General features: G+C 65.6%; 13 protein-coding genes. 5 read left to right on the top strand and 8 right to left on the bottom strand.

What is annotated here, in order from left to right:
* Positions 1-7 precede the first annotated feature (7 nt).
* The 5 genes from tssG to ACUJB0_RS30070 form a co-directional block, all read right to left on the bottom strand.
* Entirely contained in the window at positions 8-964 is a 957-nt protein-coding gene (tssG, locus tag ACUJB0_RS30090; protein ID WP_444848475.1) for a type VI secretion system baseplate subunit TssG, read from the bottom strand.
* Entirely contained in the window at positions 928-2,766 is a 1,839-nt protein-coding gene (tssF, locus tag ACUJB0_RS30085; RefSeq protein WP_444848474.1) for a type VI secretion system baseplate subunit TssF, read from the bottom strand. The genes tssG and tssF overlap by 37 nt, the downstream gene beginning before the upstream one ends.
* A 122-nt stretch (positions 2,767-2,888) precedes the next feature.
* The gene (aroQ, locus tag ACUJB0_RS30080; protein ID WP_444848473.1) at positions 2,889-3,455 is read right to left on the bottom strand and encodes a gamma subclass chorismate mutase AroQ; all 567 of its coding nucleotides are present in this window, start codon (positions 3,453-3,455) and stop codon (positions 2,889-2,891) included.
* Positions 3,456-3,559: 104 nt separating this feature from the next.
* On the bottom strand, positions 3,560-4,480 hold the full coding sequence (locus ACUJB0_RS30075; RefSeq protein ID WP_444848472.1) for a hypothetical protein: 921 nt from the start codon (positions 4,478-4,480) through the stop codon (positions 3,560-3,562).
* A 139-nt stretch (positions 4,481-4,619) separates the two neighbouring features.
* Positions 4,620-6,548: an SPFH domain-containing protein gene (locus tag ACUJB0_RS30070; protein WP_444848471.1), complete on the bottom strand. Its 1,929-nt coding sequence runs from the start codon at positions 6,546-6,548 to the stop codon at positions 4,620-4,622.
* Between the two features lie 288 nt (positions 6,549-6,836).
* Here ACUJB0_RS30070 and ACUJB0_RS30065 point away from each other — a divergent pair, with 288 nt between their 5' ends.
* Both ACUJB0_RS30065 and ACUJB0_RS30060 read left to right on the top strand, forming a co-directional pair.
* Positions 6,837-7,568 carry a substrate-binding periplasmic protein gene (locus tag ACUJB0_RS30065; RefSeq protein ID WP_444848470.1) on the top strand — a complete coding sequence of 244 codons (732 nt, stop codon included), beginning with the start codon at positions 6,837-6,839 and terminating at the stop codon, positions 7,566-7,568.
* Between the two features lie 8 nt (positions 7,569-7,576).
* The gene (locus ACUJB0_RS30060; protein ID WP_444848469.1) at positions 7,577-8,785 is read left to right on the top strand and encodes a DUF2252 domain-containing protein; all 1,209 of its coding nucleotides are present in this window, start codon (positions 7,577-7,579) and stop codon (positions 8,783-8,785) included.
* Here ACUJB0_RS30060 and ACUJB0_RS30055 read toward each other — a convergent pair.
* From ACUJB0_RS30055 to bufA2, 3 genes are read right to left on the bottom strand one after another with little or no spacing between them, the layout of a single operon-like run.
* Positions 8,775-9,533 carry an HvfC/BufC family peptide modification chaperone gene (locus ACUJB0_RS30055; RefSeq protein ID WP_444848468.1) on the bottom strand — a complete coding sequence of 253 codons (759 nt, stop codon included), beginning with the start codon at positions 9,531-9,533 and terminating at the stop codon, positions 8,775-8,777. The two genes, ACUJB0_RS30060 and ACUJB0_RS30055, sit on opposite strands and share 11 nt — an antisense overlap.
* Positions 9,530-10,360 (bottom strand): MNIO family bufferin maturase, encoded by an 831-nt coding sequence (gene bufB / locus ACUJB0_RS30050; protein ID WP_444848467.1) that lies wholly within the window; start codon positions 10,358-10,360, stop codon positions 9,530-9,532. The genes ACUJB0_RS30055 and bufB overlap by 4 nt, the downstream gene beginning before the upstream one ends.
* Positions 10,361-10,400: 40 nt before the next feature.
* Positions 10,401-10,667: a BufA2 family periplasmic bufferin-type metallophore gene (gene bufA2 / locus ACUJB0_RS30045; RefSeq protein WP_117015655.1), complete on the bottom strand. Its 267-nt coding sequence runs from the start codon at positions 10,665-10,667 to the stop codon at positions 10,401-10,403.
* Positions 10,668-10,841: 174 nt separating this feature from the next.
* Between bufA2 and ACUJB0_RS30040 the strand changes: the two genes are divergently transcribed.
* The 3 genes from ACUJB0_RS30040 (at position 10,842) to ACUJB0_RS30030 (ending at position 13,595) form a co-directional block, all read left to right on the top strand.
* Positions 10,842-11,456, top strand: a complete 615-nt coding sequence (locus ACUJB0_RS30040; protein WP_444848466.1) for an OmpW/AlkL family protein — start codon at positions 10,842-10,844, stop codon at positions 11,454-11,456.
* Between the two features lie 116 nt (positions 11,457-11,572).
* Entirely contained in the window at positions 11,573-13,264 is a 1,692-nt protein-coding gene (locus tag ACUJB0_RS30035; protein WP_444848465.1) for a methyl-accepting chemotaxis protein, read from the top strand.
* Positions 13,182-13,595: a hypothetical protein gene (locus ACUJB0_RS30030; protein ID WP_444848464.1), complete on the top strand. Its 414-nt coding sequence runs from the start codon at positions 13,182-13,184 to the stop codon at positions 13,593-13,595. Before ACUJB0_RS30035 ends, ACUJB0_RS30030 begins: the two co-directional genes overlap by 83 nt.
* Positions 13,596-13,683: the final 88 nt, after the last annotated feature.

Here is a 13,683-nt window from a genome sequence, read left to right as displayed (position 1 = left end):
TCGCTCCTCAGATATGCAGCAGGTACATCAACTCTTCCCGGTCCCGGTCCGGCGGCCCGTCCACCAGGCGGGCATTGACGCCCAGCCTGCATCCGCCATCCAGGCTCAGCGCGGAGATGTCCTCGGCCCGCTGGATCAGGTGCACTTCATATGTCATGCCCACGCCGCAGTGCAGGCCCAGCATCGCTTCCAGCCGCCGCGCGGCGCTGTGGCCGGGTAGGAAGTCCTCGTACAGCGCCCGGTCCAGCGGGCCGATGCGCAGGCGCACCCGCGCGTCGCAGCCGTAGGTGCGCTGGCCCAGCATCACGCCCGCGCCCAGGTCGACATGCGCCACGCCCAGCCGTGCCTGGTCCGCAGCCGGCAGCGCTTGCCACTGGCCCACCAGCTGCTCGACCACGAAGCGCACGTTGAAGTATTCCGAGTACATGCCCGCCATCAGCGGCGCCGATGCGCTGCGGCTGCGGAGCTGCATCGCGTAGCGCGCCAGCGTCTCGCGGTCGACGGTTCCGTCGGCATGCGTACCGGACAGTGCGAGCAGCATCGCGAGAAATCCGTCGCCGCCGTCCGTCGCGGTCATGCATTCCGGCCGGTGCTTGGCCCATGCCTGGTAGAACATGCACAGCGAGCGGTGCGACAACATGTCCAGGAAGGCGCGCGGGCCGCCGTCGTTGCTGGTCCTTTCGTGGCGGTTGATGCGCTCGGAGTAGTGCAGCGGCAGCGCGCCGTGGCTGCCCAGCAGGCCCATGAAGGCGGGCGTCAGGCGGATCAGGCCGTGGCCGTCGTTGCTGATGTTCTCGATCTGGTTCGGCGGGAAGGCCAGCGACAGCCGGTTGCGATAGCGCAGCCGGCGCGGCGGCCGCGCCTGCTCGATCAGACGCACGGCCTGGAAGAACTCGAAGCCGTGCGGCTCGGCCAGCAGCACGTCGATCAGGCCAGCGTCAGTGCGCCGTTGCGAGGCAGGCATCGCAGCAACTCCTTTCCGCTTCCGTGGGACAGCACGACCAGTTGCGTGAAGCTGTTCAAGTGCACATGCAGGCCGAACAGGTGGTCGAGCACTTGCGCGAAGGCGTGCACGCCGGTGCCGGCATAGGCCTCCTCGTCCAGCGATACCCGCACTTCCACGCCGCGCAGGTAGGCTTTGCCGCGCGCCTGCCGTACCCATGCGGTGGCCGACTGCTGCGACAGCGCCATCACGCCGTCGATCTGCCGCTGCGAGACGGCGCTGTCCTGCTGGGCGTACAGCCGCAGCATCGCGGTCAGCGCCGGCAAGCCTTCCTGTGTCAGCGAGCGGTGGTTCAGGGCCAGTTGCGCGATCAGTCCCCATCGGTTGCCGCCGCCCGGCTGGCGGTAGGACAGCGTCGGCCGCCGCAGCAGGCGGATCGGGAAGCCGCCGGTGGCCGCTTCGGCGCTGAGGTCGCCTGCCGCGCGGCCGTAGGGCAGGCCGTGCGGCAGGTTGCGGTTGGTGCAGGTGAGGCGTACCGATGCCGTGCCCTCGTCCAGCGTCAGCGGCGAGAAGTCGCGGTCCAGCAGTGCGAGGGTGTACTCGTGGCCGGCTTCGGCGTCGGCCAGTTCCTCGTCGCGATGGGCCAGCCAGTAGTGGCCTTTGCGGCTGTCCTGCTCGCCGTGGCGCAGCGAATAGTAGGGGAAGAATTCGGTGAGCGAATTGCCTTGCGGCGCTTTGCGCAGCAGCTGCACCGTGTCGATGCTGTAGATCTCGCAGGCGCTGCCCGGCATTTCGTCCGGCATCAGCGGGTAGCTGCTGCGGCGGTGGTCGACGCGGATCGGCGTGGCTGCTTGCTGGTAGAGGTTGATCACGGGCGTGCAGCCGAGCAGCAAATGCTCCGCCGACAGCGTGCGCAGGATGCGTGCGGCCGGTGCGTCGGGCCGGACGTCGGCCAGGGCGATGCGCAGCGTCAGCCGCGAGCAATCGGCCGGGCTAGCGGCGAGCAAGGCGGACAGGTCGATGTCGAAGAAGTCGAATTTTTCAGGGAAGGCGAAGTACTCGCTCAGCAGCCGGTAGGCGCTGTGCTCGGATGCGGCGGCCGGCAGCAATGCATCCTCGGCGGCGAAGCCTGCCGGGGCGATCGGCATGCCGCCCAGCAGGCGCCACTGGCCGTTCGCCTCCACGCAGGCGCAGGCGGCGCGCATGAAGAGCATGTCCCGCAAGGCGGCCCGCAGCGAGGCGTCGCAGTCGATGAAGACGCGCAAGGTGGACAGCTCCAGCGAGGCCAGGCCGCGCGCGGTGGCGGTGCTGTCGATGGTGATGCAGATCGCGGAGCCGGCCTCTGCCGGCAGCGGCAAGGTCGATGGCGCCTGGATGTAGGGTTCGAACCAGGCGGCGCTGATGGCCACCGGCGCCACCGTCACATCGTAGACGCTGCGAAAGCGGCAGCTGACGGCGCCGCGTCCCAGCGACTTGAGCGCCGTGCCGCGCGGCAGGACGGTGACGCTGGTGACGACGTTGCCGGCCGCGCCGCCGTAGTCGACCTGGGCGATGGAGCAAGACGGAATCGGCCGCAGGTAGTGCGGGTAGAGCATGCCCAGCAGCGCTTCGGTGAAGTTGGCGTAGCCATCGTCCAGCAGCTTGGCGGTGCGGGCGTTGAGAAAGGCGGAGGCCTGGATCAGGCGTTCGACATGCGGGTCGGCGCAGGTTTCGCCACTCATTTGCAAGCTGCCTGCCAACTTGGGGTAGCGACTTGCAAACTCGGCGCCGGAGCGGCGCAGCATGCTTAGTTCGCGTTCGAAGTAAGGCAACAGCTTTTCCATCGTGGCATCCCTCGCAGTTTTTTACCGCACAGGTTGCCGATGATGTCATGCCCGCTTGTCGCGCTTTTGATCTTCAACAATCGCCTTGCAGCTTGCACTACGCAATGCCGCGAGGCGCAACACTATTGCTGCGATTGGAACGGCGCCAGCGCCTGTTCGGCCGCTGCGGGGCTGAGGGTTCTTGCTTCAAGCGCACTGAGGGCGCGTGCCACGTCGGATTTGCGCGCGGGGTCGCGCAGCACGGCCTGGTTGTCCAGCATGGAGCGCAAGATCTGTGCGGTGAGGCGGTCGAGCTCGGGGCGTACGGTCTTTGCCAGGTCGGGGGCGTCGGCGAAGTGGTCCACCTGTTGTGTGCGCCACTGGGCGAACAGTTCCCTCTGCACGGTTTTGGATGCTTCGATCTGGGCACGGAACACGGCTTCGATCCAGCTGGCAGGCAAGCCCAGCGCGGCGCCCTGCGCGACGGCGGCGCGGATGACTTGCGCTTCACGCGGCAGATCCTCGACCTGCGCGTGCACATTCCACTTGGCGCGCGCGACGCCTTGTGCCAGCAACAAACGTTGATCGATGGCTAGCCTCAACGGCTCCAGTTGCGCCAGGTTCTCGCCGCGCGCGGTGGCGTGGTCGAGACGCTCACCGGGCTTGTCTTGCGCGCCGGCGGCCCCGCCTGCGAGCAGCAGAACAAGCAAGGCGCTTCCGGTCCAATATCCAAGGCGGGTGTTTTTGTGCAAAATCTTTACTCCTGGTTTCAGCGGGAAACCAGTGTACCGCCTTCAGCGGGCCGGTGCGCGGCCTACCTCGTCACGCGCTCCCATCCGGCGCGCACGGCTTCCTTGAATTTTTCCCAGTTCGACTGCGGGTGCCGGGTTTCCCATTCGCTGCGCAGCGTCGGTTCAGCGCTTTCCCACGGCTGGTCCTTGTAGCCGGGATTGCCGGCCATCGATTCGCCGTAGCGGTAGGCGGGATCGAATTCCTGGTAGGTGTTGCCGGTGTACGAAAGCGTCTTCTCCCAATGCGAACGGAAATATTCAGCGTCGTCGCCGCTGTCGTCGCCGCGCAGGATGTCCAGGCTTTCCTGGTTGGGCGCGGGCGCGGACGCGCTCGGATAGATGCGCATGCCGCTGCGCTGCACCGTGCTTTGTTCCGAGATCGGCGCGTTCACGCCGGTCATGGTCGGCGCTACCGTCTCGCCGCGCTGCATCGAGCCCTGCGTCAGCGAGCCTTGCGCGGAGCGGGCGAAGTCCACCGCTTCCTCGCGCGGACGGATGCCGTGCTGCTCGGGCGCGCTTTGCTGCGCGCCCAGCGCGGTCTGGGCGGTGCCGCCACCGCGCAGCAGCTCGCCACCGGTCCAGCCGCTGGCGCGCCACATGGTTTCGTGTTCGTCGATGTCGATCGGGTTGAAGTCGTCGACGATATCGGCCGCGCGGTCGGCCGCGTCCATGCTGTTGGTCTGGACGGTCAGCACCACGTGGCCGCGGTTCAGCGCCTCGGCGTAGATGTGGCGGTCCGCGTGCTCGCGCCCCAGCAACTGGCTGAACATCTGCTTGATGCTGTGCAGGATGGATTCGTCGTCGTTGATGCGCGGCGTGCCGGCCACGCTGCCGGAATCGCTCACGGTGATGCTCTCGGCGGCATAGCCGCTGTGAATCAGCTCGTCCTTGGCTCGGTTTGCCTCGGCACGGGTTTCAAATACTGCTGCCAATGTGTGTGTCATGGTGGGCTCCTGGGTTGAGACGCTAGGGACCGGACGCTAGAGTTCGGTCACCATTCCAGTCTACGTCCGATGCCGCGCGGGTAGCGCCCGTTTGCCGACAGGAAATCGCGCGCACCGCCATGGTGCGCGCGCCGGGAGATCAGCCCTTGTTGTCGATGGCCTGCGTCAGTTCGCCGGCTTTCATCGCGCTCATCAGCCCCATCAGCGTGCCGAAGGCGTTGCTGTCGCCGCCGCCCATCTGCACCTGCGGCACCAGCGGCACCTTGGCCGTTTCAAACGCTTCGGCCAGGCGCAGCATTACGGTCTGCATCAGCTGCTTGTCCGCGCCCTCGCCCTGCATCGCTTCGGACTTGGCCTGGATGGCGGCCGCCTCCGCCTCGCCCACCGAGCGGATCGCCGAGGCGCAGCCGGCGCCTTCCATCTCCTGGCGGAACTTGTCGGCCTGCGCCAGGGCCTCGATTTCCTGGCGGCGCTTCTCGGCGGCCTTGACGCTGGCCGAACCTTGGTTCTCCTTGATCGAGATGTCCACCAGCGAGCCGGTCAGCTCCTTCTGCTTGGCGGCGCGCTGTTCGGCCTCGTTCAGCTCGCGCTGCTTGTCGGCCGCGATCTGCTTCTGCGCGAAGGTTTCGACCTGCTCGCGGGCGATCTGGCGGTCGCGCAGCTGGGCCATGATGTCCTCGATCTTGTTGTCGCCGGGCTGGGGTTTCGGCGTGCCGATCAGCACCTCCTGGAATTCCAGCGAGTAGGCCTGGAAGCGCTGCTTCATGTCGGTCGAGGCGTTGTTCTGCAGCTCGCTGCGCGACTGGATCAGGTCGATGAAGGTCTTGGTCTGCGAGACGTTTTTAAAGTACGACGACACCATCGGATCGAGCGTCTGCTCGACCAGCTGCGCCACGTTGCCGAAACGCTGCACCACCATCGGCGCCTTGCGGTAGTCGATGTGCACCACCACCGACAGCGGCAGCTGCGGCTCGAACGCGTCCTTGGTGATCAAGGTGATCTCACGCAGGTTCTTGTCGAAGTTGGAGCCGCTCTCGCCGGACTTCCACATCAGCACGAAGTTCGTGGTCGGTACCAGCTCGATCTTGCCGGCGTAGGTGTTGAAGGCGTATTTGCCCGGCATCAGCGCGTCGCGCCACACGCCGCGGCAGCCGGTTTCCACCAACTCGCCGTGCGAGTATTCGGTGCCCGACAAGTCGGTACCCACGCGGCCCGTGTACGACACCACCACGCCGACGAAGCCTACCGGAATGATGGTCTTCTTGATGAACTCCACCGTCGCGAACAGGCGGTTGATGAAGTAGGTGCCTTCGACCAGCACGCGCTCCTGGCGGCCACGGCGGCCACCGGCGGCGAGGAACTTCTCAGGCTCCTGGAAGGCGTTGTGGCTGTCGCCAACGTCGGGCGCCAGCAGCTCGTCCTTCAGCAGGCCGGGGCCGTCCTGCACGGTCACCACGGCCAGCTGGTCGGAGTCATGCGAGCCGGTCACTTCCTTGATGACCACAGGCTTGAAGCCGCCGCGCTCGTCGAGCACGCCGCGCATCTGCTGGTAGTAGGCTTTTTCCAGCGCGTCGAGCGACATCGAATAGGTGGTCTCTTCCGTCATCACGACGAACAGCGCGGGGTTGATGATGTGGGTACCTTCGCGCAGCACCATGCGCTGCGGGCCTTTCTGGCCGCCGTCGCGCAGGAAGTCACGGACGTTGCGGAAGTCGACGATGCGCGAGTTGTCGGCCAGCGTCTGGCCGGCCGGCAGGTCGAGGCCGTCGCGGGCGAAGACGTAGGCGATGGTGCCTTGCGTGACCGACACCATCGGATGAATGTGGACGCGGTACTGGAACGGCGCGAAGAAGTGGAAGCCGCCGCGGCGCAGTTCGGGCTGCAGGCCGGCCTCGCCGTTCAGCGCGAGCAGGCCGTTTTGCACGGAGCCGGACGAGCTCCAGAGTTTTTCGATGACCCCGACGCGGTCGTTGGGGATGTACTTGATGGCCCCGGAAAACTTGATCAGGGCGGCGATGACGAGAATGCAGACGACAACGGTTACTTCACTGCCAAGCAGGGTAAACATACGAACCTTTCGGTTGTGGATAAAGTTGTGGGATGCAGCAGCCTGGCGCAGCTATCGTCGCGAGCAGGCAAATGGAAGGCTGGTGTTGGGGAGGGGTACTGCGCTTGCCGCGAGGGCACTAACGAGTGGGGTGAACACGATGTTTTTGTTATTACCGTTCAATGAGTTCGTGCTGATCATTCTTGCACAATGGCGCAAAAGGTAAAGGTGGGCCGCCGGGATTAGAGGCTGCACTCTAAACCCGGCGGAGACTATAATGATCCGTCTCCCGGGCCCCTGGAATACGCGATGCCGAAAACCTTTTTGTCCCTGCTTTCCATCCTGATGGCGGCCTTGTCGCCGCTGGCCGCGCATGCCGGGCCCGGCGAACTGGTGATGCTGGCGCCGCTGGACCAGACCATGCCCATCGTCCGCTTCACCAATGGCGCGCTGGACGGGGGCATCGTCAAGGATGTGGGGGACGCGCTGGCGCAGCGCCTGGGCCTGCGCCCGGTGTACATCAACGTCGACGTGCCCGGCGTGACGCCCGCCCTCACCAGCGGCCGCGCGGACGCCATGTGCTACGTGCTGCCGTTCTGGATCGACGGCGACTACGACTGGAGCGCGCCGCTGCTGCCCGATACCGAACTGGTGGTGGCGCGCGCCGAGGCGCCCCGCCTGCGCTCGCTCAAGGACCTGAAGGACAAGCCGGTGGGCACCGTGGCCGGCTACCGTTATCCGCGCATCGAGCAGGTGCTGGGCAAGCGCTTCGCGCGCGTCGACTCGGCCAGCATGGACCTCAACGTCCAGCAGATGATCGCCGGTAAAACGCCGTACACGGTGGCCGGCGAAAGCACGCTGGTCTATCTGCAGCGGGTCCATCCCGCGCTGAAGCTGCGGCCGGAGCTGGTGTTCTCCAGCTACAAGGCGCAGTGCGCGTTCTCGCGCAAATCGCAAGTTCCGTTCACCGACGCCAACCGGGTCATCGACGCCATGCTCAGGGAGGGCGTGATCGACCAGATCCTGGCGCGCTACCGCTAGGAGGCCCCATGGATACCGATGCACTAATCGCCGCCCTGCAAACCCACAACCAGGACCGCGATCCGCAACTGCTGCGCATGAAGTATCGCAAGATGGCGCAAAGCGCCTTCCTGTTCCTGCGCGGCGCCGACCACCTGTTCTACGACGAGCTGCTGCCCGACGAGCCGTTGTTCCGCAAGGCGCCGCTGGCGTGGAGTTGCGGCGACCTGCACGTGGAGAACTTCGGCAGCTACAAGGGCGACAACCGCCAGGTCTATTTCGATATAAACGATTTCGACGAAGCTGCGCTGGCGCCGGCCAGCTGGGACCTGGTGCGCCTGCTCGCCAGCATCCAGTGCGGCGCCGAGGCGCTGCGCGTGTCGGCCAACGAGGCGGCGGCGTTGAGCGCCCATTGCCTGGACGCCTACCGCACCGCGCTGGCCAACGGCAAGCCGCGCTGGGTCGAGCGCGAGACCAGCGTGGGCCTGGTCAGGGACCTGCTGTGCGATCTGCAGGATCGCAAGCGTGCCGACTTCCTCGACAAGCGCACCACGCGCAAGGGGCCGCGCCGCAGCCTGAACCTCGATGGTGTGAAGGCGCTGCCGCTGCTGCCTGGCCAGCGTGAACTGCTGGATGCCTTCCTGCCCGGCTTCGCCGCGCAGCAGGAGCAGGCCGGGTTCTACACCATGCTGGACGCGGCGCGCCGCATCGCCGGCACCGGCAGCCTGGGCTTGATGCGCTTTGTGGTGCTGGTCGAGGGCAAGGGTTCGCCGGACGGGAACTATCTGCTCGACATCAAGGAATGCAAACCGTCGGCGCTGGCGCCGCGACTGGCCGCGTGGAAGATCACGCAGCCAGCGTGGTCGGACCAGGCTAGCCGCGTGGTGACGGCGCAGCACCACATGCAGGCGGTCGATCACGCCTTCCTGCACGCGATCGCGCTGGACGGCCGCTCGTGCGTGCTGCGCGGGCTGCAGCCGTCGGAGGATCGCGTGGCGCTGGATGCGTGGGGCAAGAAGCTGAGCCGGCTGGAGGAAGTGATCGCCACCATGGGCTGCAATCTGGCATGGGACCAGTTGCGCGCGGCGGGCCGGCGCGGCGCGGCTGGGGCGGACGAGTTGATCGCACATGGCCGCGACGACGGCTGGCGCGAGCCGATGCTGAACGCCGCCGCCGCGATGGCCGAGCAGACGCAGGCCCAGTGGCGGGCTTGCAAGGAGTGGCTCGCTAACGCCTGAGCAGCAGGCCTTGCGCCAGCCAGTGCTGCAGATAGCCAGCCAGCGCCAGCATCGCTTCCTCGCCGGCGGCCGCGCAGACCTCGCCGAAGGTCGCGCCTTCGGCGATGCGGTACAAGGCATCGGCCTCCACCACCGGCAGTGAGCGGAAGTGCGGCTGCTCGCCCTGGCGCCACACCAGCCAGTGTGTGGCGCCGTTTGATTGTTCCGGCTCCGGCGGTTCGGTGCTGGCGGCCAGCGCCTGCCACAGCGCGACTGCATTCCATTCCATATCCAGCAGATGCACCGACGGATGCAAGCCGAATCGCAGCTCGCTCCATGCTTCGGGCGGTACGTCCGACAGGTCGGCGGCGGCCAGCGGCGCGTCGTCCTGCGCGTCGAAGGCCAGGCTGAGCGACCATTCCAGTTCCGCCAGTTCGGCGATGAAGGGATAGTCCGAAAGCGCGGCCGCCGCGTGTGCGGCCAGGCCGCCGCCGAACCAGCGCAGGTTGGCGTGCCGCGACGGCTGCGCGGCGATGTAGCCGTTGGCCAGCTCGGCGAACATGTCGTCGCCGATGTAGGTCCAGGTTTTGTCGTAGGCCTCGCACAATGCCTGCCGCAGGCGGCTGCGGTAGGCGCGGTGGTAGATCGCCAGCCGCGCGGTGGCGCTCAAGCCGTACTGCTCGCGCACGGCGGCGTGGATGGCGCCCGGCGCGTCGTCGGCCAGGACGTAGTGCTGGAAGGCGCTCTGCACTTCATCGAGCGTGTTCATAGCGACTCCGCGAGGGCGCGCGCGCGTTGCAGCTCGGCCGACAGTTCGGACAACGGCGGGATGTGGTCGTCGCGCTCGATCATGGTCGCGACTTTGCCGAAGCGGCGCAGGGCCTGCGCGTACAAGGCCCACACCGGATCGGCCACCGCCTGGTCGTGGGTGTCGATGATGCAGCCTTCCTGCACGCTGTGGCCGGCCAGGTGGATCTGCTGCACGCGCCGCGCAGGCAACGCATCCAGATAAGTGATCGGATTGAAACCGTGGTTGACGCTGCTGACGTAGACGTTGTTCACATCCAGCAGAATCAGGCTGTCGGACTCCTCGGCCACGGCGGCCACGAAGTCCCATTCCTGCAGGGTGTCCGCCTCGAAGGACAGGTAGCTCGACACGTTCTCCAGCAACAGCGGGCGCTCCAGGTAGTCCTGCACGCGGCGCACGTTGCGCACCACGATGGCGACGGCCTCCTCGGTGTACGGCAGCGGGAACAGGTCGTGCATATTCGTGCCGTGCGTTCCGGTCCAGCACAGATGGTCAGAGACCCACAGCGGCTCGACGCGCCGCACCAGTTTTTTCAGTTCGCGCAAGTAGTCGTCGGACGGCCCTTGCGGCGTGCCGATCGACATCGACACGCCATGCATCACCATCGGATAGTCGCGGCGGATGCGGTCCAGCATGGCCAGCGGCTTGCCGCCGGGGACCATGTAGTTCTCGGACAGGATCTCGAACCAGTCGATGCCTGTCGCGGCGGGCGGCGTGGCGATGATGTCGGTGTAGTGCGCGGGGCGCAGGCCAAGTCCGTAACCTGGCGACGGCAATGTAGATGTCATGGTGTGGATGGCGCCGGCCGGGCCGGCGCCGCATCAATGATTACTTGTCCAGATCGACAATCTTGCCTTTTTTGGCGAAGCAGGCGCCGGCCTTGGTGGCCAGGAAGCCGTGGCCCTTGCAGGAATTCTGGCCCTTGCAGGCGTTTTCGGCGGTGGCGCAATCGCTGGTGCCCTTGCAGCTGTTGATGCCGGCGCAGTGCACGGTGTCGTCGGCGCTGACGGTCGAGGTGGCGGCGATGGCCGATGCGGACATGGCCATGGTGGCGACGGTGGCGGCCATGGCGGCGATGCGGGTGATGTGGTTCATGTGATTCTCCAAGAAAGGTAAGTTGGGTAGGTGTTGCATGACTCTGTCGCGCCGCTGTAGCGATTACTTACACTCATTTGGAAAATATTTTCTTTTTTGACTTGCATCAAAGTTTTTACTGCGCTGCATCAATAGACTTGCTTACGTTACTTCACAACGACAAAGAGGGTTGAAATGAGCAAGTCCTTAGCAGCAGCAGTATTGGCCACCCTGAGCCTGGTTGCAGCCAGCAGCGTGATGGCAGAAGAAACCCCATGGCTGGTGCGTGTGCGCGCCGTGCACCTGGACACCGCGGACAAATCCGATCCAGTCGGCGGCGTGGGCGCATCCGACCGCCTGACCGTCAGCAACAAGACCATCCCAGAATTCGACGTTTCCTACTTCTTCTCGCCTAACCTGGCGGCCGAGCTGGTGCTGACCTATCCGCAAAAACATGACGTGGCGCTGGACGGCACCAAGATCGGTACCTTCAAGCACCTGCCACCAACGCTGCTGCTGCAATATCACTTCGTGAACAGCACCCAGTTCAAGCCTTACCTGGGCGCCGGTGTGAACTACACCACCATGTCCAAGGTGGATCTGCTGGGCGGCAAGGGCGGCCTGGAACATGACAGCTTCGGCCTGGCGCTGCAAGCGGGCGTCGACTACGCGATTGACAAGAAATGGTCGCTCAACTTCGACGTGAAGAAAGTGCAGATCCGCAGCGACGTGTTCATCAGCGGCGCCAAGGTCAGCCGCGTGAAGGTCGATCCGCTGATGGTAGGCGTGGGCGTCGGCTATCGCTTCTAAGCACACAGCGCCGCGGATGGCGTAGGCGCCGCGGCAGGGCTGCCAGGAACGGGCACTTTGAGAAACCAGTTTTCTTGAATGCCCGTTTTTTTCGTCTCAACGAGAGGAGTTTCGCTATGTCATTCGACCACGTCAAAATCGGCACCCGCCTCAGCCTGGGCTTCGGCATCGTGCTGGCACTGCTGGTGGCCATCGTCGTGCTGGGCCTGAGCTCCATGACCGGCATCGGCCACCGCACGCAGGACATCATCGGCGACAAGAACGTCAAGGTGGATGCGGCCAACCGCATGCTGGACAACGTGCGCGGCATCACGCTGTCGCTGACCACCACCCTGGTCGTCTCCAGCATGGAGGAGGTCAACGCCGAGCTGGACAAGATTGCCGCGTCGCGCAAGCGCTACGGCGAAGCGAAAAAAATCCTCATCGACCATGTCCGCGACGAGGAGGAGAAATCCATGCTGGCCCGGCTAGATGAATTGCTCAAGACCGGCGCGGCCAAGAACAACAAGGTGATCCAACTGCGCAAGAACGGCGAGGTCCAGGAGGCCATGACCTACCTGACGCAAGTGGCAGGCCCCACGCTGAAGGATGTGCAGAAGGTGCTGGACGACATCGTCGCCTACGAAACCGCGCAGACCAGGCAGGCCGGCGACGAGGTCGAGGCGGCGCTGGGCACCGCGCAGAAGGTGCTGGTGGCACTGGGCGCGCTGGCGATGACGATAGGCTGCGCGGTCGGCTGGTTCATCAGCCGCTCGATCACGGTGCCGCTGACGGCGGCGGTCGGCGTGGCCGAGACGGTGGCCTCGGGCGACTTGTCGTCGCACATCGAGGTCCGCACCAGCGACGAGACCGGCCACCTGCTGGGCGCGCTGCGGACGATGAACGACACGCTGCTCAACGTGGTCAACCAGGTGCGGCAAGGCACCGACACCATCGCCACCGCCTCGAACGAAATCGCGGCCGGCAACCTGCACCTGTCGACCCGCACCGAGGAACAGGCCAGCTCGCTGGAGCAGACCGCCTCCTCGATGGAGCAGCTGACCAGCACCGTCAAGCAGAACGCCGACAACGCGCGCCAGGCCAACACGCTGGCGTGCACCGCGTCGGAAGTGGCGACCAAGGGCGGCGCCATCGTCTCGCGGGTGGTTAGCACCATGGGCAGCATCAACAGCTCGTCGCGCAAGATCGTCGACATCATCGGCGTGATCGACGGCATCGCCTTCCAGACCAACATCCTGGCCTTGAACGCGGCGGTGGAAGCGGCGCGGGCCGGTGAGCAGGGACGTGGCTTCGCGGTGGTGGCGTCCGAGGTGCGCAACCTGGCGCAGCGCAGCGCGGCGGCGGCCAAGGAAATCAAGGAGCTGATCTCGGCCTCGGTGGCCAACGTCGACGATGGCTCGCGGCTGGTCGGCGAGGCCGGGCAGACCATGGGCGACATCGTCGCCAGCATCCAGCGCGTGACCGACATCATGGGCGAAATCACCTCGGCCAGCCAGGAGCAGACCATGGGCATCGAGCAGATCAACATGGCGATCGCGCAGATGGACGAGGTGACGCAGCAGAACGCGGCGCTGGTGGAACAGGCCGCCGCGGCGTCGCAAAGCATGCAGGAGCAGGCGGCTGCGCTGGCGGCGGTGGTTGGCTTCTTCAAAACCGATCCGGCCGGTGGAGGCCGCTATAATGAACGGCAATCACTGGCACTCACCCCCAACGGAACCAAGGCCCATGCGCAAGATCCTGATCGTACTGACCTCCCTGCTGCTGACGGCTTGCGTCGACGACTCGGCCTCGTACTACGCGGACGGTAGCACCGGCAACCACGCGCTGACGCTGCACCGCGCGCAAAAGCACTTCTGGAGCAGCGACAGCAACGTCGAGCTGATCATGCAGCGGCTGCCGGACTGCCTGCGCCGGGTGGAGCTGACCGAGATGCCGGCCGATGATGTGGAGATCGAGTTGCTGTCCAACGGCGACAACGTCTGGACACTACGCGCCGGCAAGGAGCAATGGCAGGTCGAAACGCAGACCTGCACACAATATCCCGACGTCAAAGGCAGCGAGGGCGAGCTGATCGGTGTATTCCGCGTGGAAGACAAGAAGCTGGTATTCGAAGCCGCCGTCCTCGAACCCGCCAAATAATATTGGGGTCAAGTCTGACATTCGGACACGGCCTCTTCCGTAGCGGGCCCGCTACGGAAGAGGCCGTGTCCGAATGTCAGACTTGACC

It is taken from the genome of Duganella caerulea, from assembly GCF_040362985.1.
Classification (GTDB): Bacteria; Pseudomonadota; Gammaproteobacteria; order Burkholderiales; family Burkholderiaceae_D; genus Rugamonas; species Rugamonas vulcania.
This window is presented reverse-complemented; position numbering and strand designations above follow the sequence as displayed.